Here is a 24,264-nt window from a genome sequence, read left to right on the forward strand (position 1 = left end):
TTAATTTAGCCCCACTGACGGAAGCCGTGGGGCTACTCAGTTTCCCGAGTAGGTTTTCCGATACACCTCAACGTCAGCGTCCGTAATGCCGTACTGCCTAAAGAGTTTATCCATCTCCGCATCGCTATATTGTCCATTGGAAATTGTGGCGATAACCTCATTCTTGTTGGTAATGTTATTGTCATCGTCCCGCTGTACAATCGGATTAACATATGATTTCGCATACTCTTGAGGTGTGAGGTTCTGCGCTGCTTTAGCCTGGGCGTCGGCAATGGCCTTCTCTTGATCCCAAGCTGCATTGTCTTTTTGGAGGTCAAACTGCTGACTATTTAAGAACTGAGCGCCCTCGGTTAACCCCGTAGCCTCAGCTAGCTGCGGCGTAACATAGCCAAGACTTTCGGCTTGAGACATTAACGCATTAGCTTGTTGAATGGATAGTTGACCCGTTTGAATTTGCTTGTTCAGTTTGAACTGGGCATCACTATAATTGTTCTCCCAAGCCTGTTGTCCTTCGGCAAAGTCTTGTTGACGAGTAGCCATTCCCTGGTTGAACGTTTGGTTCTGTGTTTGCTGATCCAGCTGCTGACCTTGAAGTGTTCGACCTACCCCTGCCTGTTCAGCCTGTGCCGAGCTTACATTAGCTCCGAACGCTGTCGGATCGATGCCCAGTGCTTGCAGCTGACTGCGGACGGTGTCGGCCCGATCGCTAATGGCCGATCGTTGCTGTCTGGTAGCTGTTGGAGACTCTGCCTGCTGCTTCAGAGCTAGCAGTGTATCAATCGCGCTCCGCTGATCCGGCGTTAAGTAGTTTCCGGTTAATGCGGCATCGGCACGGCTGTTATCTAAACCTCGTTGTTGTTCGGAGGTAACGGCACCCAGTGCGTTAATTACGTTGCCCAGCTCCGTTTGCGCCCGGTTGTCCGCATAGCCCTGTTGACTCATCAGCGGACTGAGTAGCGACATGAGATTTCCGTAATCCTGCTGCCGCTTAGCCTGATTGGCCGCAATGATCTGAGGAATGACCTGCGTCTCCAGATATTCTGTCTGATCGTTCTGTATGGACTGTGACCGTTCTCCAAGCGCCGTTGAACGACCGAACCCTGCTGAGCCTAAAGACTCCTGAGCTGCTCGTACACCCTGACTAGCGCGTCTGTCGGCTTGCGCTTGATATGCCGCATACTCCGGTGTGCTGTACGGATCTACGGCTTGTTGATTTTCGGAAAAGTCCTGAAGCTGCTTCATTAATTGATCAATTTGCGGCGTGTAGCTGTTATCCGGCAGCTTCGTATTATTCACAACTTGATTGGTCAGGTCGCCGATCCGGAAGTTTCCCAGAGCAGAATTATAGGTGGAAGGGGACACATAGGCTGACCCACCCGCATTCGCAGAAGGAGTAACAAAGGGCTGATTATTTACCGTCACCATACCGTTGTTATATCCGATGCTGTTAGGATCGTAGCCAGAGGACTGAAGGCTGCTGCGGACACCGACCATTCCCGAAGGAGCGACGGCCGGAGCAGGCGCTTTATTCAACCCTTGACTGTACACATTCCAGGCATTATTAAAATTGTTCGCATTCGTAAAGGCAGTGCCGTTATAGTTCTTATCCGCCTTCTGAAAGTTGGTTCCGTCTACCGTAACATAGCCATTGCTGTAACCAATCTTACTGTTGTCGATTCCCTTGCTGACTAAGCTGTTACGAATACTTTGGTCGTACGCGGAAGATGCCATGGTCTCACTCCTTTCACATGAAAAAGAGCCTACCGTGTGGCAGACTCTCATATCTAAAATTATCCAAATCGTTTATAATCTCAAGGTCCGGGTGGTAGATTGGAGGTGTTTTATGACTGAAAAGAATCATATTCATGAATTAGCATTTCATTTTATCAAGACGAATTATACAACTGCATTTGCCACACCAGAGGCTCTTGCAGATGCGTACAATGACGCGTTTATTCGGATTTCGGCTCAACTACAACCGGCGACAGTTGATCAGAGTTTTGGGAAAGGCTGGTTTCAGGAAACTGAATAGGGTATTCCTTTGATACAGGGGTGCATTTATTGATCACTTCTCCAGCTTGTTCAAGAATGTATTGAGCATAATTGATGGAACATCTATTTTCACCAAGAATATTCACGACTTGCTGAATTATTTTTAATGCTCTGTCATCATAGAACACCCGGACACTGTTTAAATAGGCATCTCGTTTCATCTTCCATTCCTCCTTAAAATAAAGAGCCCTCCATGGGAGAGCCCTCAGCGGTGAATCTATTTATTTTTAAAAAGTGCGTATCCTAAAATTGAGAAGCTAATAAGTAACCCGGATGCGCCTATAAATAATAAGGGGCCAATGAACAAGATAATATAAAATAGCAGGCCTAGAAATTTATAACTTAAAGGCGCATCATCATAAGATTCAATCTGCGAAAATTTAGAATCTACCCCAATGTATAAAGCCAAAATCGCGGCTAAAGTGATGGCATACTTCCCGATGTAGTAGCCCATAATTACTTCTGAAGCTCTGCCAGCTTTGTTTCGGCTTGGACCAGAGACTCCTGTTCCTGTTTAATTCTAAGTTCAAGTTCTTGGATGTTTTCTTCCGCTGTCTGTTTATCACCGGCAGTTAATGCATTTTTCAGCTTGTTTTGTTCGACCTCCAACAAAGCCTCCAAGGTTTCTATCTTCTTCTTTCTGTTTTCAATCCCGTCGGTATACCCTTCAATATCGCTCAGCCTCTTTTTTTCTGAAACGCTAGGTGTTACTATTGGGCTATTTGTCTCGCTCACAGTGATCTGTGCCTCCTTCTCCTGTATAATGATCCGCTTCCCGTCTACCGTAAGCTCCGTTCCTGTTGCATCAGAAACAGCTCTGACGGGGGCGTATGCCGTGCCGTTGATCACAATCGCGTCTGCCACCTTCGTACCGGCTTTCTCTACGCTGAACAACCCTTGAACCTTCTGCCCGATTAAACTTGAGCTATCCGCGAATACAGAAGCTCCTGCAAATAAAAACCCGCCGACAATAATACCTGCTACGAACTTTTTCAAAGTAACCGCTCCTCTTGGAATATGTTACCTCTATTATCGACGAAAGATGGTATATTTTGCAATCAGGAAGTTGTAAAAGTTCCGCCTCCGCTATTCACATTTTCAGGATTTCCATGATTGTGGTTGGGAAGAGTGACGCTATGAGTGTGAGAAATATCCGCTTTGTTGTTTATTGCTTCCCAAATATTGTCCAGCTCGTCGCCAAGAGTTGTACCTTTATCGTCATTGTACAAATTATACCAGCTACCGAATTGCACTTTTGGTGCAGTCAGGGCAAGAATAGCAGGACCCCATATTTCTAAATACCCTAAGTACGTAGTTAGCGACCCTAACACGTTACCGGCAGATGTGAATCTTACCCCAGGAGAGCCTGATATGTCCGTTCTAATCTTAATGTGATTATTAGCATCAGTGAGAGCCGCAAACAAGTGCTCTGTATTACTCATCTCAGCTCGTGGAAACACCCCGTTGCGAGTCGCAATATAGGACCCATATATTTCAATAGATTCGATCAGACCAGCTGTGATATACCCCAAGTCGGCGCTTATTGCAGACAGCTCATTCACTGTGATCTTCTCGGCTGTGACTGATCCGGATACCAAGTTCTCTGTCTCTACGGAATTAGCCGCCAATTTTCCCGCTGTAATGGTTTCGGCCTCGATAACTTCCGCATTTAAACTGCGGATATTCAGCGTGTCCAGGTTTAGCAGAAGGTTTTGCATCTGTTTGACTACCGTATTCAGTTTACTAACAAGCTCGGCGAACGTCGGGTCTGGTGGAAGACCTGTAAATGTAGGTATTGGCATAAATCCTCCCTATTCTTGTACCGGCTGCACTCTGGCATACCGTTGTACCTCATTAATTTCGATATAACCTGTCCCTTCCAATCGATAGCGCATCCAGTGGGTTAAAGGTACTGTATCCATCGGCACGATCACATCTTTGCTTTGGGTCACGGTACCGGCAGCCATCGTATCCAGTGTCGTGAATGATTCACCACGGTCATCCGTACTAATCTTGACGGTCAACGCTGCAGCCGTATCCAGGAAGCCTTGAATCTTCATCTGGTAATACTCTTTCTCCGCTTCCTTAATCCCCTCGTCATAGGGACGACTGGTCAACCGGTACGGAACCGCTGTTCCGGCATCTGTGGTCCCGTCATTGAGTTTGTAAATCTGTCCGGAAGCCCACCCTCCAAAAGACACGTTATTGAGTTGAGCCCCATAGCGCATGCCGCCAAGCGAAACGCTGCGAATGTGCCACTTTTTATATTCAGGTGAGTATACCAACTCCGTATCCGGTGATGTATTCGTGCCTGTTGGGATACACAAATAGTACATCCGCCCGTCTGTCCAGGCGCAGGCGGCATCTACGGCCGCGGGGTTCATGGTCTGCAGAATATTACGGACAGGCTCACCAATCTCTCGGGCAGCTCCACCGGCTCCAAGGTATACACCATTCTGGCCAAGCCACATTAGATACGGGCCGACTTCTGCAATAGTCTTGAAGCTAATGCACCCGATATCATTGGAGCCCTCTACCAGCCTGTGGGTAGCTCTACTGTCCCCCGTGTGGAAGATTAGGCAATACGTATCCTTTTTGAATACCCAGATGTTACCCTCGAAGGCTCTCATGCCAGTGATATTGCCTCCATTTGGCGTGTAGTATTCCACAATGCCGGAGTTCTCGGCACTGGTCCAATCTAGTGCATCCTGGAAGGCGCAATAGTGAACCTCATCGTTCACTGCGATGTACACGCGCCGATTATCTGAAGCGATATACTTACCTACTGGAGGGCTGCCTGTCAAAGCCGCAAGGGATGAACCATTCCAGTACCTCGGCGTGTCCGTGCCGTTGGTCAGAATCAGCGCCGGTCCATTCACATCAAAGTTAGTGCTGTCCCAATCGGCATCCGCAAAAGTACTGGCGATAGACGTCCAGGCCGATCCGTTCCAGTATGACAGCTGAGACCCCACAGCGCGGACAAGGTGTACATTGCCGAAGTTGGTTAGTAACCGGACCATACCGCTACCCGCTGATCCGTAAACGGTACGACCTCTGCGCGTGGCTAGTGCGGGATGCTTATCAAAATCCCATCCATACCCAGATACATAGGCATTCAAGGACACAAAAAAAGCGTTGTTATCACCATCAACGCCATCGGTAAAAGTATTCGCTTGTCTGGGGGATCTAGCCCCAGGTAGTGACTGCCATTGAGCCATATTACCACCGCCTCGATACTTTTGGCATCGCGTCAGCTATACTTGTCCATTCCGGTTCAGCCAGCTTCGATGCCCATACATAATCACTCATTCGCTGTTCCCGGTCTACGAAGAAGTTATTTTTCATGACCACATCCTTCCGAGCTGCCGCAATCCGTTCCAATACGCCAAGCTTCAGCACCTCATGATACTTCACCGGAAGCGTCAGGGCATCGCCAAGGTTAGCCACCGTGATCAGATCAAAGAAGTCGTCGCAGAAGATAAACACTGGAATGTTATCGACGACTCCTCCAGGCACATTCAAATAGAACATCTGGCTGACGATGCTATACCAAAGCTCTTCGAGATTGGCGAATTGCATGTCGTCCACCCGGACAAACGGCAGCTCATCGAACACATTATCCTCATTGATCCGGTAGGTTACCGTCTTGATCTTGGTAACATCCAGATTCGCCGGTAAGTTGTAGAAGTGTTCTTCATATGAGGTCTGCATCAAATAAGGAATGGAGTCCAACTCAATCGTGTCATAAATCTCTCGCATGGATTCGTTCAGCCAAACTAAGACCTGAGCATCCGTGAAGGAGTGCCGGTACCTGATTTTGATGTCATTCAATAAATCCGTATAGGTTGCCATGCCTCTCATCTCCTCCTTTCGGGCATAATAAAAACGCCCTCGCAGGCGTTATGGTAGTGCGCAGTATTCTCCTACTACTACAGAACATCCAATGCATCGATATATTCCGGTAGCGTCTTTAAGTATTCGTAACCCTGTTTGATAAAATTTGGAGAATCGTTTTCAACTGATGGTGTGAAGTTATAAAATTGCTGCTGAAGATATCCCTTTCCGCTTTCAAATGCTTCCTGCGAAACATAAGAGTTTACAGAAATGTCCAAACCGCCTTTATACCCACTAACCGTATCAATTCGAATATAAGCGGAATTTGCTTCTAATCCATTTTCTAGTGTTACCTTTTTAGTTAATGCCATTCTAACCTCTCCTTTTATGCTGATATTGTTCCAGCTTGTTTCCAAACTCCTGGAGTTCCTGCTGTCGTACAAACAAAAAATGCATATCCTCCAGCATCGGGAAGTCGAACAAGAATAATGTCTCCGCGCTGGTATGTTCCGGTTGTAGGGACTGAATCAACTCGTCTCGAAGGTACAGAAAACCAACCTTCCCAGTTACCGGGATTAGTATCGTATGCTAAAAGACCTCTTGTCGTATCAAAATCAAATCCACCCAATCCTTGTGCGTAAATACTCGGTCTAGTAGTTGAGGTTTCAAACGCAAATGGCATTAGCCCAGTTGATGTTTGTCTGACTTTAATAGATTGTTTTTCACCAATTACAATATTTGGGTCTGCAAGGTTAGGATCATCCCTTACTAATCCTCTATCATTTGATGAACTAAATGACATGGCCACTCCATTGTTGCCTACATACCCTCTACCGGCAGGCTCGAGTATTGCAAACTTATCAAAGTCAACATTATTAATACGACTAAATTCATAGCCACTATTGGATGGTACAATGTACTTTGTATAAATATCTTTCTGTATTTTAATGGTTGGCGCGGTTTGTCCAACGACTTCAATCGTTATGCCTGATGGAACATTAGTTGATCCATCGTACAAGAATGTTCCTGCAATTATAAAATTAGCACCATCGTCCAACGAACATCCGTCAAACTTCAAGTTATAGACAAAGCTTGGCTGAGATTTAATAACAACAAAATTTGTATTTTGATTTATGGTGCGAATGATACAAGACTTAAATTCCACCTTGCCAGTAATGCCAGTTCCTTGACTTGAATTATCAGCCCAAACGCCCTCGTTATTAAGAGTATTCGGCAACGGAACTGTTACTGCGTTTGTGAATAAAAGATCACTCGTTTCAAAATGACAGCCATTAAACAATATGCCAGCTATAGCCCCATTTTGTTTGCATATTACTTTTGAAAACTCAACGTTTAGCCCTTCGAATAGTGCATAATCTCCTCCGATATTGATGGAATAAGTTGCTCCATATATGCGACCGCCGATCCACTTAAGATTACGGAATAGACCTTTAATTCCAGACTGAAGACGTATATCCGAACCATAAATATAAACGTCTTGGAATGTAGGCGATATACATTCGATGCCCGTTATGCCATCATTCTGTGCCTTTATATTTATTTCATTAAGATTTAACGTCCCTGTGTAGCTACATTCGATCGCCCGGGCATTCGTACCTGTATTTAAATTGGTAAGATTCAGCTTTTCGATTAGGCCGCATGATACATAATTATCTGAGGTCCCGGCACAACTTATGATAGGAGCGTCACCATTAAAAATTAGAGCAGAGTCTTCTTTTGATGTTCCAAAAATAGGAACAAAATCTAGTTCCGGACTTGCGAGAACAACCGTGGCGTTTACGTGGAATTTACCGGGAATAAATAGTGAGTGCCTATTTAAACGGCAATCTGATAAGGCCTGATTGATAATCGTTGTGTTTATGTTTTTGGCGGCGGCACTAGGATCATCTGCAATTGCACCGAGATGCCTTATATTTATCGCAATATCCGCCAACTGTTCATCAATGAGATTAAACTTTGCATTAATCCCAAGCGCATCTCCGATTAAGGTTAATCCACCCGAAATGTGTCTTGCTTCGATAGCTTCATCGGCAATCTTGGGGCTTGTGACAGCTTCTTCAGCAATTTTAGGTGTCGTAATAATTAGATTGTCTACGTCCTGTTTGCGTGCAATGTGCTCCGGATCGGTAGGCTCGGATACCTTCGCCTGACCGTTTGAATCCCGCTTTACCAAAGTCCCTGGCGTATCTTCAGCGGTACTGGCATCCAGCATGATCTTGTCCGTTTTACTCATGAACCCGTTCGTGGTGCTGTTTACAGGAGGGTGAATGTGGAACCCCTCATTACCGGTTAAGGTTATTTTCTCCGCCATTGCGGCGCTGACTATTTCGGTCGCTTTTCGCAATTTCCACACCACCTTTAGGCTTGAGCAGTTGCGCAATCTGTTCAAGCAGCTTTGTTTGTTTTCTGAGGTGATCCATTTGTTCATTCTTATATCGCTCTTCCGGAGTAACTCCGTTAAAGTGGTTCATCGTGTCCACCTTCCTAATAAAAAGAAGAGAGGCCGGAGCCTCTCTATCTCATCCTCGTCTTACGAATCGGAGCCGACCAGATGACGCCAGTTGGTAGCCTCATTAGCTTCACGGAAGTACCCCAACCACTTCTGGGATCCGTTATCCTCCATCATGGCCTTCTTCTTAAATTCGGGCATTACACGCCAGATGTGGTTAATCTTGTGACGGTTACCCATGATGAACCAACGTGTGTTGGTATTCCAGAAGTCATTCACCACCAACTCCATATCTGGCAGCACGTTCTTGTCGTTGTTGTTACTTCCTGCGATCAGAGCAGACTGCAGGATGGTCGCTGCTGTGAACTGTAGCGCGGAAGGAACAACCAACTTTTTAGCAAGAGATGAGATTTTCTTTCCTCCTTCATCCCGTTGCTTACGGAACAAGATAATCGCATCTTTTAAAGATGTATCCGACAGTGCTGTAGTCAGCTTATTATCCTGGGTGCCTCCGCCGTCACCATAGTTCGGATGATCATCCGCAAAAATAGCTTTACCGTCATAGAAGGTGCCGTCAAACAGTTGGTTCAGATAGCTACCAAAGTTCTGCTCTACCGTCTCACGTCCCGCGTGCCCGTGGTCTTTGGCCATGTCTGCGACTTCGCCATACTTCTCGTCATCGATCTGTTCCCGAGACATGACAACTTCCACGCCGAACGGCTCGTATTCCGTAACAATCAACGGTCCAAGCTTGAAGCGTTGTTCCTTGGCGTTTTCCAGCTCTTTCTTGGACTGCCAAGCGCTAGCACCGGCAATGATCTGCGTGGTGCGGTTATTACTGTCACCCTTCTTGTTATTGGCGATCCGGGACCATTGTTCCGGCTCCTCGTCCCAACCTTCAAAAAAGGACTCGTCAATTTTGCGAGTGTAGAGGTTGTTGAATTGTCCAGTATTACTTGGCATTGGTTAGCCCTCCCTTAAAATGCCAACGTGGTTACAAGCACGTCAGCTGTCTTTTTAGTATTGTCGTACGCGATAACCTGGCACATGCCGCCAGTAGTGTCGTCCAGGTTAATAGATACCTTGTCCGCAAGATCGAACTTGGTGCTGTACAGATCGGCTTCAACCAAAGACGTTTTGGTTGTACCAACATAAGGTAGCCGAACGACTACATTTTTGAGCAACGTCACTCCGATGTTGTCCTTTGCCGTAGGCGACGCGCCGGTGGTAATGCTGCGGTTAGCGATACCCACCAGGGTGGTAGATGCAGCCACACCAACAACAATCTTCCGGGAAGTTGCGTCAATCTGCACCAAGTCGCCCTCGTTGATCGTTTGGCTTGCTCCTACGTTAAAGTTCTTTACTACCGCTTGATTGCGGCCGTCGATATTTTCAATAAATCTTGGCATGATTTAAGCCCTCCCTTGTTTTTTCCATTTGCGATATCCTTCCAGATCGTTCGGCATATCTACCAGCCGCCGAGCTTCCTTCTCGGATATCCCCGCAGCCTTTGCTGCCTGTCTGACCTCTTCTGGTAAGGTCTTTTCTCCGTTGGCGGATGCCGCGGTATCCGTTTGGACGGTACGCTTGGCGGTGGCCCGTTTTGCAATCTCCCGCTGCGTCGTCTCCCGCTTAAGTTGTGCAGCCCGTTCCTTGCCTCCAACAGCCCAATACGCTTCCTCCGCGCTGAGTGCCCCGCCAGAAGCCGTAATTTTACTTTTGATCTGCTCTTTCATACCCTTAATTCCAGCGTAGTCCGGATTGTCGGCCAGCTCGTTAATCTGGTTCGATATCCGCAGATCGTGAAGCTCTTCACTGAGTCGATGCTGCTCTTGCCTTTGCTTGAGATACTTGAGTGCCTGATCGTCAGACCATCCTTGATCATCCGCCAGTTGTTCCGCTTGTTTAAGCAGGCGGTTATCCTCAATCGCTTTCAGGGCAATCGCAGGATCTGTAATGCCTAATTGGTCGAAAAAGGATTTATACGGATTGTACTGCTGCTCCAACTCGGAGCGCATAGTGTCCTGTTCTTCCTTCATTTTGCGCTTTTCACGCTCCAGCGCTTTCTGGAAGGCTGTCTTTTGTGCTTCAGGCAACTCAGGCTCTTCATCCTGTTCGGGATCAGGTTCACCCTCCGTATCGATTTCAGAATCCTCTGCAGGATCCTCTATCTCATCCGGATCCGCATCACGCTCCAGTTCCTCTACCTCTTCCTCTTCTTGTACAGCGGCATCCTGTACGTCCGCATCCGCGGGTATGCCCGTTTGTTTCTGCTCACGCCAAGCTTGTAAATCCATGATTGCATCCTCCTTGTGTGGCTCCTGGCATCAGAACCAGTATCATGCCCATAGGTACTGTTCACCTGGTCAGCGCCAATTGCGCGCAATATAAATGGCCGCCCCCACGACTGGAGACGGCCTGCTTACTTACTGGCTTTACCTTCAGCGGCCTTGCCGGTTATCTTGTAGCTGTCCTTATAGCCGAGTGCGCGGTTGGGCTCATTGCCCTTTTTCGTGGTGGTGGAGCAGCTGGCGCTCTTCTTGTCCATGTTCTCACCGCCTTTCTCACATAACAGTCATCGTCTTCAAGTTCCAGCATGATATCGCTGCAGAATTTATCCTCGATCTTCATCGGTAGTAGCCCTGCTTGATATGCTGCCTGACCTTATGGGTCTTCTCTTTCAGCGCAAACGTCCCACATGTCGGGCAAATTGCACCGTTCTGATGGTACAGAGAAGGCTTTTCACATCTTGGGCATACTGGAAGATCCAGCAGCGCATTCTGGTTTCCTAGTTGGCTGCGGATATAGCTACCGATTAGCGGGTCACTCTTCAACAGATGGTACATGTACTTCTCTTCCTGCGGCGTCATTTCTCGGCTTCTGGTCACATTGGAACACCTCCCTGTACAGGCGTTGGTATCTGCGGAGCTCCTTGCGGCATTTGCTGAGCCTGCGTGGCCTGCTGTAGCATTGCCAATAGTTCCGGAGGTATCTGCGACTGCATCGGTTGAACTGGCGCTGCCTGAGGCTGCACAGGCTGTTCTGTTGCATGAGAGTCATCCTCGATCGGGATACCCAACTGATTACGCAAGTAATTTCTCAGTTCCACTCGGGTAACCGCAGGCCCGTCCTGATAGCTGACCTTAGTCAAATCAAGAAGCGTCTGATACACGAAAGCCTTGTCACTTGGTAGACCATCCCCAATATTAAGCTGGAAGTCGAACATGGCCTCACGGGTCATAGGCTTCTCACTGATCGGCAAACCCTCTTCATCGTACTCAACGTCGGTCAGCGGCTTCATGCTGTCTTCGCCGTCTATATCATTAGCCACCATACGCGGAACATTTCTAAGATTGGCCGGGTTAACAAACTGATAATCTGGCGCCTCACCGTCGATTCGGATCCACATCTCGTCATCCCAGTTCTCCAGGATCTCGTCGTATAGGAGCTCCATGACGTCCGACCAGCCCTCTTTGAACATTTTGGACTTGTGGACGACACCTTTCTGTCCGGCCTGCTGAAGAGCAATAATAGCTGATGCCGCTGTAACCTGTCCGGGATTCTCGCCGCGATTAACGTCTGGTCTGCCGCTAATCATGTCCGCCTCACTGAATGCCTTCTCCCGGCGCTCAATGACATCACGGGATACATTCTGTGGAGGAACAATGTTCCAAGAAGTGTGATCTCGCATCGGGATCCGTAGTCCTGGTTTGTTTGTCCACTTACGGAAGTCAAAACCCTTTCCTGCTCCCTGGCCTACAACTACCTGTGGATTGCCCGACAGCCGGGCATTCATCCGGATCTGATCATCTAGTTCGTTAATGAGATCCTGAGTAGGCATCATCATTTCAACGTCACCTGTACCCCACGCGGTACCCCGTTTAAGGTAACAGGGGATCATCACGAAAGGATACCGATTACGGCGCTGAAGCTTCTTATCCTTCAGAACCTCTCGGCTGTCCTCAAGCACCAGGTTATTCGCCACATGCACACAATAAAGCGTCCCTTCTTCATCGCGCATGTAACATTCCAAGAGAAGCGCACGCTGCGAAGTCTCAGGGCTGACTTCATCACTCTTATCCTCTGTAAACGTGTCAGAGGGATCATACGGAACACTGGTCTCACGCTGCACGTACTGGCCCCAATCTTTAAACTTCTTGCGGAAGTAGCTGAGCGGCCTCGGAACCGCATGGAATACAACTTCCCCGTCTTGCAGTAGGTGAGCCGCAGGTATCTTATGATCAATGAAGAAGTTGGCCGGGCTAATTGGCTCAAACGTAGGCAGCCCCCGACCATCCAGTTCGTCGCTGTCAAACCATACTTTGATGATGCAGGTCCCCAGCTCAAGCCGGTCATGCTCACTCACGTTGACCTTGGTCACGAACTTATTACGGTACAGCACAAAATCCATCAGGTTCTGCGTTTGCTCAGCATACATATCATCCGATGGCTCCCAACCCTTGGCGGATGTGTTGAACTGCCGGCCCACCAAGTCAGAGATCATTGACTCAATCGCAGGGTGGATGATGTTAGTCACGCTGCCCGGGTGCTCTTCACTCTGCTTTGGGTTCTGCCGCCCCTGCTTGTAGTTATCGCATTCCCGCCACTTCTGCGGCAGGTTCAGCTGCTGCTTAGATTCGAATGTCGCCCGGAAAAGGGTCTGCACCCGATTGGCCAGCTCCTGCTTCTCGGGACTCTGCGATGGCCTGTCCGGCGAAGCATTGGTCTGATCCATGATGTCGATAGGTTTATCACTCAATTCGGTTCACCTCCTCACCGGTTCATATCAAATTGACTCCAGCCGTTTTCCTCTGAGGTCTTCTGTGCCCGGTAATCCAGGCGTTTCTGAAACTCGTTACGTTCAAATTCATAGCTATTGATCACTTCGGCCTGCTCACCGATGAATGCCTTGGCATCCTCATGATCTGCCTGCAGCGCCTTGTAAGTCATCTGCAAGCTGACAACATAGTGAGCAGCAAAATAGCCCCCTGCGCCAAGAGCGGCCAGGAGGAGCAGACATATTAAGGTGTATAACATTTACCATCCCGCCTTTCTGAACCAGCTGCTATCATCGTTTTGGGCGTCTTCAATTTCACTGATGTGGATATCACGGCCATTACGATGCACGAACGTCTGTGAGGTGTCTACCGTATTCGTTGAGTGAGCATCGATCGGCGGCAGCTCCGTGATGTAACCATCCATAACGAGCAAAATAATAGCCGATGAAGTCACGGTGTCATCATTGCCACTCGCGGCATTGGTGTCTCCATCTTCACCGACTACGTATTTGATGCACTCTTTGATCATGCGTTCTGACTTGCAGCCTAGCGCCTTCGTGCGGATCAGCTTAGCCAGATTATCAATCATTAGGGGTTTTGTCCGAATGGACGTCCACCAACCTATCTCTTCCTTCTCCTCATCTGTCACCTTATCCAGCGTCATGCGCTTGTACAGGTTCCAGTAAGATTTTTTTACTGAGGTAATTGTGGTCAATCCGTGGTTATTCTCCTCAATGGCTATCAAGGCTTCGTTATACCAGTTCCCTAGATTGGTGAGGATCGGATCACCCAGAGCATCGGGGTCAATGTGTCCGTGCCACATGGCGACAAGGTTCTTATCTGCATCCCATACCGTCGCGCAGCTATAATCTCCGTCTGCCTTCCCTTTAGCCACATCCACACCAATGAAATACTCCTTGCTCGGCTGCGGTCGCTTCCATACTTCAAGGCTACCAGCCTCAGAAGCTGCAAATGACAGCTGTTTGCCAATACGTTCTAAGTATCCAGTCTGACCAGGCTTACAGTGTTTCAGATACTCCAACAGTACCGAAACATCAAAGCGGGGTCTTCCCGAAGCAAGGAAGGCTTCTTCAGCGGTACATGGGTACTCTTGTGGCAGCTTATCTTTGAGATCCTTGTACTTGCCGAAATACCAATACAGCTGTGTCCACGATAAGGCCTCATAATCTAGAAGAAGTTTCAGGTTCTTAAAGAAATCGGTGAGCGGATCCAAAACAGCAGCTTTAAAGGCTTCTTCGCGTTCTGCATCTTCAAACTCAAGAACATATTCCGGAGTGAGCCACCAGGGATAGAATTTAGCTTCCCAGTTACTGATGCCCTTTTCGGCCTCATCCCACATATCTTTAAACTCATTCAGACCATTTGCTGTTGTCTCCAGCACCTGTATGCTGTCCTTCGTGAGCGCTTCGCCAAGTCCTGTCATGATACGGGTAAGGCTGTCCCAGAAAGCTGCCTCCGATCCATGAAAGAAGTTAATCGTTTTGGAGCGGCCTACCTCTTTATTGCCCGCTGTATTCACCCGCCAGCGACTGTTCAAGGTTTCAAAGTGAAACTCCCTGCGGTTATTGTATTTCTCGGTAGGTTTAAGCGGCCCTGGGAGTTGGTTGTAGATGTACTTGGCTTTATCTTCAAAGATGGTATTCGTGTTGTCCCCGCTGTCTGCCAGGGTGAAGCCCGAGAAGTTTTTGCTAATGATGGCATTAGCCAACTGATAAGCCGTAATGAAAGAGGTAAAACCTTGCTGTCTGCCTTTGAGTACCAGGAACTTAAGGTGATGCCTTTTCCCTGTCCGGTAGCCCTCTTTTGCTGCGTTAATATCCCTCAAGAAGCTCTGCTGTACGCTATTGAGGAAGAAAGGAACCGTATTTTTATCCTTATCTACGATGACAAAGGAAATCTCGATTAAATACTCCGGGTATCGTTTGATCTCTTCTCTCACCGCAGCATTGTTGGGATCCGTGATATACGCCACAGAGGCCTGAACAAACTCAGTATCTCGTTCGATACTATGATGTTGATCCCACAGCTCCTTGCGGCGGGCAATGATCTGCTGGCAATCGATCATATCAGGCCCTCCAGACTTCTGTATAATACATGCATTTTGTGCAGATGTATGTAGGTGGTATGTGTTCAACGATGACCACACTACATATGGTAGTTATTGCATATTAATTCATAATGAGTGAATAAATGCTGATTTTATGCAAAATAAGCACGAATAATATGCAGGATTTACATCAAATCCTCCAGCTTTTTGATCGTAAGCTCACCCTTTAGCTTCAGCTCATCTTTGTACATACCAAGGTGCCTGGCGATACGATCCCACGCTTGTTCCTGGTCATTCAGCTTAATTTCAAGCCCGTTTGCCGTGTATTTGGCTCCAGCATATAGCTTCTTGGCTCCTGGACTCAGGTAGCGGGTGTCAGCTGCGTGGAGCTGGCCATGTCCCTCGCCGTTGCAGCTTGGGCATTTCGGATGTGGTCGGATTGTTGGATCGAAACCATAGCCACCGTAATCCGAAGGTAATACAGGCGGCTTGCCCTTCTTGGCAGAAAGCTTAGCTGCGTTAACGGCTTGCTCATACTCGGCTGTATCAATCCACTGGTATTCATGTCCGTGCCCAAAGCAATGGCGGCAACAGATGCGCCGGTGATGGATGATCTCATTCGGATCCGCTGTGGCGACGTCCAACCAGTGCTGCAGCACCATCTCTGCAGTAACTTCAACTTTGGCAGCCCGCTTATTCATTGCTTCCTGAATGGCTTCCTGCACACTAACATTTGCTAACAGCCGCGCTCCTTGTTCATTAGCCGTCTTAGCGCTATATCCAGCTCGAATGGCTGCCTGTGTGGCGTTAAGATCGACCAGGTACTCTTTAACGAAAATCTTTTGTTTGGCCGACTTCAACGCCATACGAAGCAACTCCTTTCAGGTTTAGTTTCTCGCTACAGAAGCATTAGCCCAAAAGACCGCTTGCTCTAAGTTGGTCATCGCCAGTGACTTCTCCCGACTGTTCAAGACCAAATCGTCAATCAAGTAGGCCAACTCTTTCGCCTTGTTTCGGATCTGTTCATAAATTTCAGGCTGTCCGGGTTTCGGTGCATGATAACTGAAGTTGTTCTCTAGTTGCGGGTTAGCCACATGAGTTTCAGCTACATACGATGCCTTGAATACTGCAAATGGGACTTCCCTTCGATCATCAGGAGCTCCGACATTTTGAACAATCATGCCTGTCTCAGTCTTTCCAACAACCTCAATCGTTGAGGTCTTACGATATTTCACGTACTCTCCCATCATTCGACTACCTCCCAATCTTCGGCCAGACAATCATTAATCGACGGTACCCACGTACTAACAGTCCCGTTCACATTCTTAATTGCAAAGTAAGCGTTGTACTCAACGATATCTCCGATTGACTTAGCTGCTTCGGTTCGTGCTGGATAGCTTCCTGGCGGAACGTAGTATATAAACATCCCCTTACCATTCCAGCCAACGCGGGCGACTTTCTTCCCAGCTTTCAGCGCCTGAATCGCGCCTCCAAAGTCCAATTGAATGTTATAAAGCACGTGACTCATCCTCTCAAATCTGTATTTTGAACGCAAAAAAGAGCCCTCCGCAATGGAGAGCTCGTTGATAGACATACTTATAGCACTGCAGGTTGTATGGCTTGTTGTAGGGCAATCCGTATGGCAAGACCTACAAAAATTCCTCTGAAATCTTCTTCTTAGCCCGATTCACATAATCCTGTATCGAAGCTTTTGATAGCTTCAGCTTATGTGAAATGTCCTGCAAAGTCAAGCCCTGCGCCATATGAAGTAAAAAACAAGTTCGTTCCCGATCGCTAAGCGCCAGCAGCGCGTCTACCAATCGTAACCGTTCAGCGTCACTGATGTCTTGGCCTGAGAGTTTAATATATATCTCACGCTGCCGGTACACATCCGTAACCTCAGCCCCTCTGCGGCTTCCTGGGCGTCGGCCTCTGCGCATCCAGGTTAATGCATATCTCATATCCGCCAGCATACCTGAAACTGTTTCATGCTCCTCAGCTGCCGCCGGATCCGTCAGGTCTAACGTGTCCCGGTACTTCTCCAGGACGTGTGTCTCAGAAGCATACTGACCGATCAGCGTCTCTATCCACGTTGCTTTCATGATGACTGACCCCATTTCTCTTATTCTCCTGATGCGGTCAACAGCTTTATAAGCTTACGGGCGCGAGTCAGATCCGCAATGGCTCCGTCCAAGACGTGCAGCTCACCCCGCTCAGTAACAGGATTAGCACTAATTCCCTCCCGCAAGTCTGCAATCTCATCCAACAAGCACAATTCGCGCTCAGCCCACTCACCCCGTTTCGTGATCAGCCAGTTAAGCTCCGACTGCAGCTCTTCAAGTTGCTTGAAGTAGGTCTGTGCAAAAGCAAATTGCTCCTCGTACAGACTTTTATACTCCTCTCGTGAAGTAGTCGTCTGATCCAGCTCTAGCCGCAGAAGACCTATGGTTTCGGAAGCCTGTTCCAAATCAAGCTCAGACGCTCTTCTTGCAGCTTCCGCACCTTCTGCGCGTGCTCTCGACAGCTCAATTTTAGCCGTGGCTTCTTCGGCAGCTTTCGAGGCCAGGGCTCCGGCTTTATCGGCTTGCCCTCTCCAGTGCCCAACCTCTTCCCGTAGTTCGGCAATCTCCTTCTTGGCCTTCACCAGCAGATCCGGATCAGTAACATCCGGAAGGGCCTCCTTCTCACGAAGCAATTGGGTTTCCTTGGGCGGCTCTGCCTTTGGTGCCGGCTCTCCGGTGTTCAACTGTGCAAGCAGCTCTCTTGCTTTCCCTGGTGTAATCCCCTTGCAGTCCCAATTCTTGACCCAATTGTACAGCGTATTGTACTTCATACCCCAAGCCTTCTCGATGCTTGAAACTGTCTCCCCAGCTGCGATCTGTTCCAGGAACACCTTCTTAGTCAATCCACAGCTTGGTCCCTCTTTGCTCGCCCGTTGTCCACCCATATCCTTTTCCTCCTCATGATTTTGGTATCTCATGTTCGCCCGACGGCTCTGCTCCTCGGAAGTCATCGCCACTCGATTTTGTTGTGCAACTGGCTTTTTAAAGGCTTTATCCGCTTTAGTCGCCGGATACTTCTGCCTGATCTCCTCTAACTCTTCAGGTGATAACGTATATTCACGTACTCCGCTGGGCCCCTTGGAACTAAACTCAATTGCCCGGCTGGGTATCGGTGTGCTTTTGGCCATTTATCTCACCCTTTCCACTCTAGCCTTCAAGGCGTTCAACAATCGGTCCTGTGTGGTCGCTTTATCCTCTAGCGCCGCCATCACATCCTCATCCACTCCGCCTTGTACCACAAGGTGGTGCAGAATCACCTTTTGCTTTTGACCCTGCCGATGTAACCGGCCATTAGCCTGTTGGTACAGCTCCAGACTCCAATTCAGTCCGAACCACACAACGTGATTCCCGCCGTCCTGCAGGTTGAGTCCGTAAGCTGCCGATGCCGGATGTGCCAGCAAGATATCGACTTGGCCATTATTCCAGTCCAGTTGGTCTTGCGGTGTCTTCAGCTCACGGATCCGTAATCCCGATTTGGCCAAAGCTTTATGAATCCTAGCTAAGTCATGCTGATAGCTATAAAACACCAGTGCTGACTTACCGTTCAGCTGCTCGATCAGCTCCGTGAACGCCTCGATCTTGCAATCGTGCATTTCCATCACTCGGCGTTCCTCGTCATATACCGCTCCATTACACATCTGCAGCAGCTTACCTGTAAGAACCGCGGCGCTGGTCGCCGTAATCTCGGTATCTTCGATCTCAAGAAGCAAGTCCCGCTCCATTCGCTTGTACTGATCCATGGCTTTTGTGTCCAGAACCACGGGAATCACGTTCATGATGCAGTCTGGAAGCTCAAGATAATCCTCTGCTTTCATGCTGATGCAGATGTCCCCAATCTTTCGGTGAATCACATCGTCTGCGCCCGGTTTGGCGGTATAGCCAAAACCATTGTAATTATGCTGGAAGTACTTCTCTCGGTAATGTGTAACTCGTTTTTCTAGTCGCTCCCCCTGATCCAGTAGAAACACTTGGGCCCAGAGATCCAACAACCCGTTTGGTGCTGGTGTACCGGTCAGACCCACAATCCGTTTCACGTGTGGCCGGATCCAAGTCAGGGCCTTAAAGCGCTTGGCCTGATGATTTTTAAAGCTGCTCAACTCATCCAGGATCACCATGTCAAATGGCCATGCGTTCCGATAATGCTCTACCAACCAAGCGACATTATCCCGATTAATCACCCAGATGTCTCCAGGGGTATTTAGCGCTCGGATACGCTTCTGCGCACTGCCCAATACTGGTATGATGCGTAGGTGCTTCAGGTGTTCCCACTTATCTGCTTCGTTGGTCCAGGTCGCCTCTGCAACCTTTTTAGGGGCGATAACTAATGTCCTACGGATGGCAAAGCGGTTGTATTTTAAATCGTTAACGACTGTAAGCGTGATGACGGTCTTACCAAGTCCTAAATCCAAGAAGAGCCCCGTCGCCTCATCGACCAATAACCGGTTAATGCAGTACTTTTGATAATCATGGGGTACAAATGCACTCCGTGGCTTCACTGCCGTACTCACGATTGCACCCCTTGAATAAAGGCGTCCACTTGCTCCTTGCTGCTGATCACCTTCACCTCACAGCCCAAGGTGGACAGCTTGCGGTGCTGCAGCAGCTGCAAAGGTGTCGGCTTTCCGCCGGGAGCCTTAAGCTCAGTAAAATAGACGTGGCCTCCAGGTAGTACAACAATACGGTCAGGTACCCCCGCATTGCCTGGGCTGGTCCATTTATAAGCGATCCCGCCTACAGCTTTCACTTGCTTGCGTAAATACTCTTCGATCTCACGTTCTCGCACTTGACATCCCTCCGCCTGCTGTGTTACGCGTGTACGCCTTACGTGTGCGTAACTTTTTAGTAATTAGGTGTATTAGGCGTTATACGTATGCGCCTAAATTCTATAATTCTTTTATATTTCTTCTTTAATTAGTTAAGTGTCAACAGTGTCAATAAAGTATAAATAATATAGTGTTTATAAAGCTTTTAGCTGTTGACGGTTACGTTGACATCGCCGTTGACACCTATTAATCTGTCACACGGGAATTGTTGACGTTTCACGGATTGTCAACCCTGGTCTGTCAACATTCAAATTGATCTTTCCACCTTCCGTTCTGCTGAAGCAAAATGCCTTTTCTTTTAAACCCACGTTGGAATTCGTACGGACCGTATCGACCTCGGTACTCTTCCCATCCAGGCATTGACGCCAGAATGCCGTTAATCTCTCGGGCATCCATCTGCTTCATAAACTTAATGTCTGACTTGAAGCATTCGCACCACACCTCAGCGGCACATATCCGGTCCCGTGGACCTGCCACCCCTTCGTGGGGTTTCCCAAACTCGCCGCCCCAGTACATCATTCTTGTGGACACATCGCGTTTCTGCCAGTCTTCAGGTACTGACTTCTCCACGAATGCCTGAATGATACCTTCCTTTACACTACTCTCCCTATGTGCCTCCTGCTGCCGCTTGGACAACTCTTCGGCTTCTCCAGAAAGATATAAAGGCTCTCCAAACTGCCAGCGTACGAAGGCCTCCGCGTAAATCTGATCTACTTCGGGCTCCAGATCCCGGAACACACTCTTAATAGAAGGAAGCTGCCCAACGTCCACGGGCCAAAAACGGCGGTTTCCCGTACGATCACGTAGGAACTCACTATCATTCGTGGTCCCGAAGAATACACAGCGTCGTGGATAGGGCATCGTACGTTTACCATAAGCCTCTCGGTAGATGTCTTCTGTCCGGCTAAGAAACTGCTTTACGGAATTGGTCTCAGCCTTGCTCATCCCCGTCAGCTCCCCCACCTCGTTAACCCAGACCCCTTGAATCATTTCACAGGCCTCTTTGCCTTCAAAGGTCGTCAAGCTGTCGCTGTACCAGTGCTTACCCAGCAGCCGCAAAAAGGTACTCTTTCCCAAACCCTGTGGACCCGCTAAGATTGGCATGTAATCGTATTTGACGCCTGGCACCATCGCCCTCGCTACTGCAGCCGTTAAAGATTTACGGGAGACCGCCCGGGTATAAACATTATCCTCTGCACCCAAGTAGTCCCGGAGCAGCGTATCCAGACGCGGTACTCCATCCCAGCTCAGACTCTCCAGGTATCGTCGTACGTCATTGAATCGGCGCTTGTGCGATATGATCGTTAAGGCGTGATTGATCTTTGCGTCCACCGCAATACCGTACACCTTTTCGGTATAGTGGTAGATTCCAGCATCATCGGAAGACGCCCAGGGTCTTCGATCCGTACGGCTATCCCACGGTAACGATCCAAGTACAAGTCCACGATTCGCAAATTCATCGAATGCAATTTTATCCCGCAATACGGGGTCATACTCTAGTACGATCAGCACGTTGTCCACGGTCTTCAGGTACATTCCGTTACTGTTAATCTCAAGTTTCTGCATCCAGTCCATAGATACGGGATCCACAACTGCTGATGAGGGAACAGGTCCAGCCGATTCAAACCCAGCTACGGCTTTTTCATAGCGTTCCTGTTTAAGTAGTCCCGCAACGGGCTCCAACTCAAGAGCGAAGGCCGTCATGGCAGAATAAGAAGGCAGCTTGTTCGTTGGCGTACCCGCCTTAGCCTCATCATCCTGAGCGCTAAAGCGGTGCATCCGAACGAGGTCAAAGCTATTGACCAAACGGCCACTGGTTGGATCCGTGGCATGATGGCTGTACAAGAATTGCCCATCATCATAGACTACCGCGCCACCAACAGTGGAACCACCGGCAAAGGTTAACCTACCGCTGCCATCATCGGTCTCAAAGTAAGCCCCTGGAAGGAACGCAGCAATGGCTTGATGGATATCGTAAGTCCGGCAAAAGGCACCGACGATTCCGGATTTGGCTGCTGGATCACCTTGCTTCGCCGCTAATCGGACGTGAGCCTGACTGGCTCCTGGTACTTCCGGCCACTCTGCAATATTGCGCCAGTTCGTATATAAGCCCAGCAGGCCATCTGCAGATACAAATGGCTTATCTGCGAACGTGTAAACGTATTGACTATCTGCGCTGCAGCTTGGCCAGTACATCAGCCGTGACGCCTCAAATGTAGTCGGATCGCACAGCTCCATACCGAGGATCTGACCGAGCTTTCGCGTGAGCGGTTCATACTCATCCGCTGTAACCGTTCGGTCCGCGGGGACTAACGCCCGAAGCCGTGGCCGGGACTCCTCATGCTTTCGGGTACTGTATACCGAATAGGCGCAGCCGAGCCCCTCCAGTCGGCGTAATACATCTGCCGTACCACCTGCAGGTATATTGTCTAGGTCAAGTGTCAGTACATCTCGGCTCAATACTGCAGCAGCCTTTCGGCGACCTCCATCCAGTATCCCGGCCACGAATCCACCGACGTCCTTCAGATCGTCCTGCTGGCTTTTCGGCAGGGCTAAGTACTGAGCTAGCGTCTCGGTGCCTCGCGCAGCCACCCGCAAACGCTCCACAAGTTCAGACCAGTAAAGTGTCTGCGCTGGCCAGTGCGTTGCTCGGCGGCTGCCGGCCGCTGATATCGTAATCTGTCTGTCAAAATTCACAGGGCATACCGCCTTTAGTCATTAATCATTTGATAGGTTCTAACACCGTTAGCTCAATCGCCAGAGAATAGGGTCCAGAGCATGACGGGCAAAGTGGTTCTTCAATCTCGTCGCCAGGCTTCTGCTCGAGCGCAAAACGCTGGTTACATTCTTCACATTCAAAAGCTTCCCACTTCATACTGGCACTCTCCTACTTCGATGTACTTGATTTGAAAATAGGTGCGTTAATATCCCCGTATAGCTCTGTTGTCCTTTGCTTAGCCCTGCGTCCTGCCTCTTCTGGCGGTACTTTGGCCTCTGTTGCGGCCCTCTCATAACCCCAACCGTGACGCACTCGCCAGGTGAAGCGCTTGTATGGAATGCCGTTTGCTCGGGCCAATGCGATATACTCCGGAGGATGAACCCGGTTAGCCTCCATGCCAATGCGGGCATTAGCCGCACGATCAACGTCTGTTGCTATCGGTTGTGTCGCTGCCCGTTCCTCACCCCATCCATGATGAAGGATACGATTATAAAATAACGCGCGGGGAATTCCGTTTGCTTCGGCCACTTTTCGCCACTCAGAGCGATCCTGTAACGGACGCGGCGGTGTTGAAATCGCACGTTCTTTCTCCCAAGCCCAAGAACGAATACGATACTCCAGCCGCATTCGGCTCACCCCCTGAGTCGCTGCACGTTCGTAGTCTTCGGGTGTAATGTAGTAGTCGTATCCCACTTGTCTTGTCTCCTCCTTGGCGGCGGAGCTGGGAGAGTCATAAAGACCTCTCCGATCACCTTGCCGCTGTCGTCTGTGATAATGTCCCAAGGAATATCTTGAAAATAAGGATCAGCCCGTAGCATTGCACGCCGCCTCCAGTTGTTGCTTATAATTGTTCCGATAGTAATCGACTAATCCAGCCGCTTTAAGCTTTGCAAACTTCACCCTACAGACGTGCTCTGTCTTACCCATCGCAAACGATAATGTCCTTACATCGTCCACTCCATAAAACGTACACAGGTATTCAAGATCCTCGTCACTAAATGGTTTACCGTGATTTGGATGGAAGTCAGGATGAAACTTCATCCGCATAGAACTGTCGTATTCAATGCCGTCAATAGCGTCGTCTGGATGCGGCTTCAAACCGCCGTAGGTTGTACCCCGTCTCATGCTCTCACCAGCTCATCAACCCGGATATCCATACAGCCCTGAGCCCCTCCAACAAGAAGCGTGTCAGAGGTAACATACTCGAAAGCATAATAGAGATTAGTGGGATCTAGTTCTGGAGTTTTGAACAGTAGAGTTCGCCCAATCCGACCGACATAACGTAGATAATGGCCTTCCTTCATCTCAAACAGGGAACGTTTTTTCTTACCGATCCGACTGATACGGTCCCCCGGCTTAACCATTTCAGCTCCGAGTCGAACAGATACTTCATCAATTACATCACTGGGCTCCAATTCAGCCCACATAGCCTTGTACTGAAAGAAGGTTTCCATTTAC

General features: G+C 48.8%; 29 protein-coding genes. All 29 read right to left on the reverse strand.

Annotated elements, in window-relative coordinates; genetic code table 11:
* Positions 1-36 precede the first annotated feature (36 nt).
* Positions 37-1,731 carry a hypothetical protein gene (locus PaeBR_RS18820; RefSeq protein WP_410512043.1) on the reverse strand — a complete coding sequence of 565 codons (1,695 nt, stop codon included), beginning with the start codon at positions 1,729-1,731 and terminating at the stop codon, positions 37-39.
* Between the two features lie 221 nt (positions 1,732-1,952).
* Entirely contained in the window at positions 1,953-2,213 is a 261-nt protein-coding gene (locus tag PaeBR_RS18825) for a hypothetical protein (RefSeq protein WP_410512044.1), read from the reverse strand.
* A gap of 295 nt (positions 2,214-2,508) precedes the next feature.
* The gene (locus PaeBR_RS18830; RefSeq protein ID WP_410512045.1) at positions 2,509-3,048 is read right to left on the reverse strand and encodes a hypothetical protein; all 540 of its coding nucleotides are present in this window, start codon (positions 3,046-3,048) and stop codon (positions 2,509-2,511) included.
* A gap of 62 nt (positions 3,049-3,110) precedes the next feature.
* On the reverse strand, positions 3,111-3,854 hold the full coding sequence (locus PaeBR_RS18835; protein ID WP_410512046.1) for a hypothetical protein: 744 nt from the start codon (positions 3,852-3,854) through the stop codon (positions 3,111-3,113).
* A 9-nt stretch (positions 3,855-3,863) separates the two neighbouring features.
* Complete coding sequence (locus tag PaeBR_RS18840; RefSeq protein WP_410512047.1) at positions 3,864-5,270, reverse strand: hypothetical protein; 1,407 nt, start codon at positions 5,268-5,270, stop codon at positions 3,864-3,866.
* 1 nt (position 5,271) lies between these two features.
* On the reverse strand, positions 5,272-5,904 hold the full coding sequence (locus PaeBR_RS18845; RefSeq protein ID WP_410512048.1) for a hypothetical protein: 633 nt from the start codon (positions 5,902-5,904) through the stop codon (positions 5,272-5,274).
* Between the two features lie 77 nt (positions 5,905-5,981).
* Entirely contained in the window at positions 5,982-6,257 is a 276-nt protein-coding gene (locus tag PaeBR_RS18850) for a hypothetical protein (RefSeq protein ID WP_410512049.1), read from the reverse strand.
* Between the two features lie 14 nt (positions 6,258-6,271).
* On the reverse strand, positions 6,272-8,218 hold the full coding sequence (locus PaeBR_RS18855; RefSeq protein WP_410512050.1) for a hypothetical protein: 1,947 nt from the start codon (positions 8,216-8,218) through the stop codon (positions 6,272-6,274).
* Positions 8,190-8,378: a hypothetical protein gene (locus PaeBR_RS18860; protein WP_410512051.1), complete on the reverse strand. Its 189-nt coding sequence runs from the start codon at positions 8,376-8,378 to the stop codon at positions 8,190-8,192. Before PaeBR_RS18860 ends, PaeBR_RS18855 begins: the two co-directional genes overlap by 29 nt.
* Before the next feature lie 59 nt (positions 8,379-8,437).
* Positions 8,438-9,319 (reverse strand): Mu-like prophage major head subunit gpT family protein, encoded by an 882-nt coding sequence (locus PaeBR_RS18865; RefSeq protein WP_410512052.1) that lies wholly within the window; start codon positions 9,317-9,319, stop codon positions 8,438-8,440.
* A 14-nt stretch (positions 9,320-9,333) separates the two neighbouring features.
* Positions 9,334-9,669, reverse strand: a complete 336-nt coding sequence (locus PaeBR_RS18870; protein WP_410512053.1) for a hypothetical protein — start codon at positions 9,667-9,669, stop codon at positions 9,334-9,336.
* A gap of 99 nt (positions 9,670-9,768) precedes the next feature.
* Positions 9,769-10,653: a hypothetical protein gene (locus tag PaeBR_RS18875; RefSeq protein ID WP_410512054.1), complete on the reverse strand. Its 885-nt coding sequence runs from the start codon at positions 10,651-10,653 to the stop codon at positions 9,769-9,771.
* A gap of 125 nt (positions 10,654-10,778) precedes the next feature.
* Positions 10,779-10,904 carry a hypothetical protein gene (locus PaeBR_RS18880; RefSeq protein ID WP_410512055.1) on the reverse strand — a complete coding sequence of 42 codons (126 nt, stop codon included), beginning with the start codon at positions 10,902-10,904 and terminating at the stop codon, positions 10,779-10,781.
* A 79-nt stretch (positions 10,905-10,983) separates the two neighbouring features.
* Positions 10,984-11,244 carry a hypothetical protein gene (locus PaeBR_RS18885; RefSeq protein ID WP_410512056.1) on the reverse strand — a complete coding sequence of 87 codons (261 nt, stop codon included), beginning with the start codon at positions 11,242-11,244 and terminating at the stop codon, positions 10,984-10,986.
* Positions 11,241-13,115 (reverse strand): hypothetical protein, encoded by a 1,875-nt coding sequence (locus tag PaeBR_RS18890; protein ID WP_410512057.1) that lies wholly within the window; start codon positions 13,113-13,115, stop codon positions 11,241-11,243. The genes PaeBR_RS18885 and PaeBR_RS18890 overlap by 4 nt, the downstream gene beginning before the upstream one ends.
* A gap of 14 nt (positions 13,116-13,129) precedes the next feature.
* Positions 13,130-13,393, reverse strand: coding sequence for a hypothetical protein (locus tag PaeBR_RS18895; protein ID WP_410512058.1), 264 nt, complete (start codon positions 13,391-13,393; stop codon positions 13,130-13,132).
* Complete coding sequence (locus PaeBR_RS18900) at positions 13,394-15,220, reverse strand: hypothetical protein (protein WP_410512059.1); 1,827 nt, start codon at positions 15,218-15,220, stop codon at positions 13,394-13,396. It lies immediately after the preceding gene.
* Between the two features lie 167 nt (positions 15,221-15,387).
* The gene (locus PaeBR_RS18905; protein WP_410512060.1) at positions 15,388-16,068 is read right to left on the reverse strand and encodes a terminase small subunit; all 681 of its coding nucleotides are present in this window, start codon (positions 16,066-16,068) and stop codon (positions 15,388-15,390) included.
* Between the two features lie 21 nt (positions 16,069-16,089).
* The gene (locus PaeBR_RS18910; RefSeq protein WP_410512061.1) at positions 16,090-16,449 is read right to left on the reverse strand and encodes a hypothetical protein; all 360 of its coding nucleotides are present in this window, start codon (positions 16,447-16,449) and stop codon (positions 16,090-16,092) included.
* Positions 16,449-16,730, reverse strand: a complete 282-nt coding sequence (locus PaeBR_RS18915; RefSeq protein ID WP_410512062.1) for a DUF2829 domain-containing protein — start codon at positions 16,728-16,730, stop codon at positions 16,449-16,451. The genes PaeBR_RS18910 and PaeBR_RS18915 overlap by 1 nt, the downstream gene beginning before the upstream one ends.
* 121 nt (positions 16,731-16,851) lie before the next feature.
* Positions 16,852-17,319 (reverse strand): sigma factor-like helix-turn-helix DNA-binding protein, encoded by a 468-nt coding sequence (locus PaeBR_RS18920; RefSeq protein WP_410512063.1) that lies wholly within the window; start codon positions 17,317-17,319, stop codon positions 16,852-16,854.
* A gap of 5 nt (positions 17,320-17,324) precedes the next feature.
* A complete protein-coding gene (locus tag PaeBR_RS18925; RefSeq protein ID WP_410512064.1) occupies positions 17,325-18,392 on the reverse strand; it encodes a hypothetical protein in 1,068 nt (355 codons plus the stop codon).
* Positions 18,393-19,772, reverse strand: a complete 1,380-nt coding sequence (locus PaeBR_RS18930; protein WP_410512065.1) for an SNF2-related protein — start codon at positions 19,770-19,772, stop codon at positions 18,393-18,395. It abuts the gene before it with no gap.
* On the reverse strand, positions 19,769-20,047 hold the full coding sequence (locus PaeBR_RS18935; protein WP_410512066.1) for a VRR-NUC domain-containing protein: 279 nt from the start codon (positions 20,045-20,047) through the stop codon (positions 19,769-19,771). Before PaeBR_RS18935 ends, PaeBR_RS18930 begins: the two co-directional genes overlap by 4 nt.
* Positions 20,048-20,327: 280 nt before the next feature.
* Positions 20,328-22,784, reverse strand: a complete 2,457-nt coding sequence (locus PaeBR_RS18940; protein ID WP_410512067.1) for a VapE domain-containing protein — start codon at positions 22,782-22,784, stop codon at positions 20,328-20,330.
* A 25-nt stretch (positions 22,785-22,809) separates the two neighbouring features.
* Positions 22,810-22,962, reverse strand: a complete 153-nt coding sequence (locus PaeBR_RS18945) for a hypothetical protein (RefSeq protein WP_410512068.1) — start codon at positions 22,960-22,962, stop codon at positions 22,810-22,812.
* Positions 22,963-22,974: 12 nt separating this feature from the next.
* Positions 22,975-23,499, reverse strand: coding sequence for a hypothetical protein (locus tag PaeBR_RS18950; RefSeq protein ID WP_410512069.1), 525 nt, complete (start codon positions 23,497-23,499; stop codon positions 22,975-22,977).
* A gap of 111 nt (positions 23,500-23,610) precedes the next feature.
* Positions 23,611-23,931 (reverse strand): hypothetical protein, encoded by a 321-nt coding sequence (locus PaeBR_RS18955; protein WP_410512070.1) that lies wholly within the window; start codon positions 23,929-23,931, stop codon positions 23,611-23,613.
* Positions 23,928-24,260: a hypothetical protein gene (locus tag PaeBR_RS18960; RefSeq protein ID WP_410512071.1), complete on the reverse strand. Its 333-nt coding sequence runs from the start codon at positions 24,258-24,260 to the stop codon at positions 23,928-23,930. The genes PaeBR_RS18955 and PaeBR_RS18960 overlap by 4 nt, the downstream gene beginning before the upstream one ends.
* Positions 24,261-24,264: the final 4 nt, after the last annotated feature.

It is taken from the genome of Paenibacillus sp. BR2-3 (assembly GCF_046529485.1).
Classification (GTDB): Bacteria; Bacillota; Bacilli; order Paenibacillales; family Paenibacillaceae; genus Paenibacillus_AQ.

Excerpts from the sequence above, each read along its gene's own strand:
- PaeBR_RS18820 (WP_410512043.1), bottom strand. The coding sequence starts at position 1,731 with ATGGCATCTTCCGCGTACGACCAAAGTATTCGTAACAGCTTAGTCAGC.
- PaeBR_RS18825 (WP_410512044.1), bottom strand. The coding sequence starts at position 2,213 with ATGAAACGAGATGCCTATTTAAACAGTGTCCGGGTGTTCTATGATGAC.
- PaeBR_RS18835 (WP_410512046.1), bottom strand. The coding sequence starts at position 3,854 with ATGCCAATACCTACATTTACAGGTCTTCCACCAGACCCGACGTTCGCC.
- PaeBR_RS18840 (WP_410512047.1), bottom strand. The coding sequence starts at position 5,270 with ATGGCTCAATGGCAGTCACTACCTGGGGCTAGATCCCCCAGACAAGCG.
- PaeBR_RS18845 (WP_410512048.1), bottom strand. The coding sequence starts at position 5,904 with ATGGCAACCTATACGGATTTATTGAATGACATCAAAATCAGGTACCGG.
- PaeBR_RS18850 (WP_410512049.1), bottom strand. The coding sequence starts at position 6,257 with ATGGCATTAACTAAAAAGGTAACACTAGAAAATGGATTAGAAGCAAAT.
- PaeBR_RS18855 (WP_410512050.1), bottom strand. The coding sequence starts at position 8,218 with ATGGCGGAGAAAATAACCTTAACCGGTAATGAGGGGTTCCACATTCAC.
- PaeBR_RS18860 (WP_410512051.1), bottom strand. The coding sequence starts at position 8,378 with ATGAACCACTTTAACGGAGTTACTCCGGAAGAGCGATATAAGAATGAA.
- PaeBR_RS18865 (WP_410512052.1), bottom strand. The coding sequence starts at position 9,319 with ATGCCAAGTAATACTGGACAATTCAACAACCTCTACACTCGCAAAATT.
- PaeBR_RS18875 (WP_410512054.1), bottom strand. The coding sequence starts at position 10,653 with ATGGATTTACAAGCTTGGCGTGAGCAGAAACAAACGGGCATACCCGCG.
- PaeBR_RS18880 (WP_410512055.1), bottom strand. The coding sequence starts at position 10,904 with ATGGACAAGAAGAGCGCCAGCTGCTCCACCACCACGAAAAAGGGCAAT.
- PaeBR_RS18895 (WP_410512058.1), bottom strand. The coding sequence starts at position 13,393 with ATGTTATACACCTTAATATGTCTGCTCCTCCTGGCCGCTCTTGGCGCA.
- PaeBR_RS18900 (WP_410512059.1), bottom strand. The coding sequence starts at position 15,220 with ATGATCGATTGCCAGCAGATCATTGCCCGCCGCAAGGAGCTGTGGGAT.
- PaeBR_RS18905 (WP_410512060.1), bottom strand. The coding sequence starts at position 16,068 with ATGGCGTTGAAGTCGGCCAAACAAAAGATTTTCGTTAAAGAGTACCTG.
- PaeBR_RS18910 (WP_410512061.1), bottom strand. The coding sequence starts at position 16,449 with ATGGGAGAGTACGTGAAATATCGTAAGACCTCAACGATTGAGGTTGTT.
- PaeBR_RS18915 (WP_410512062.1), bottom strand. The coding sequence starts at position 16,730 with ATGAGTCACGTGCTTTATAACATTCAATTGGACTTTGGAGGCGCGATT.
- PaeBR_RS18920 (WP_410512063.1), bottom strand. The coding sequence starts at position 17,319 with ATGGGGTCAGTCATCATGAAAGCAACGTGGATAGAGACGCTGATCGGT.
- PaeBR_RS18925 (WP_410512064.1), bottom strand. The coding sequence starts at position 18,392 with ATGGCCAAAAGCACACCGATACCCAGCCGGGCAATTGAGTTTAGTTCC.
- PaeBR_RS18945 (WP_410512068.1), bottom strand. The coding sequence starts at position 22,962 with ATGAAGTGGGAAGCTTTTGAATGTGAAGAATGTAACCAGCGTTTTGCG.
- PaeBR_RS18955 (WP_410512070.1), bottom strand. The coding sequence starts at position 23,931 with ATGAGACGGGGTACAACCTACGGCGGTTTGAAGCCGCATCCAGACGAC.
- PaeBR_RS18960 (WP_410512071.1), bottom strand. The coding sequence starts at position 24,260 with ATGGAAACCTTCTTTCAGTACAAGGCTATGTGGGCTGAATTGGAGCCC.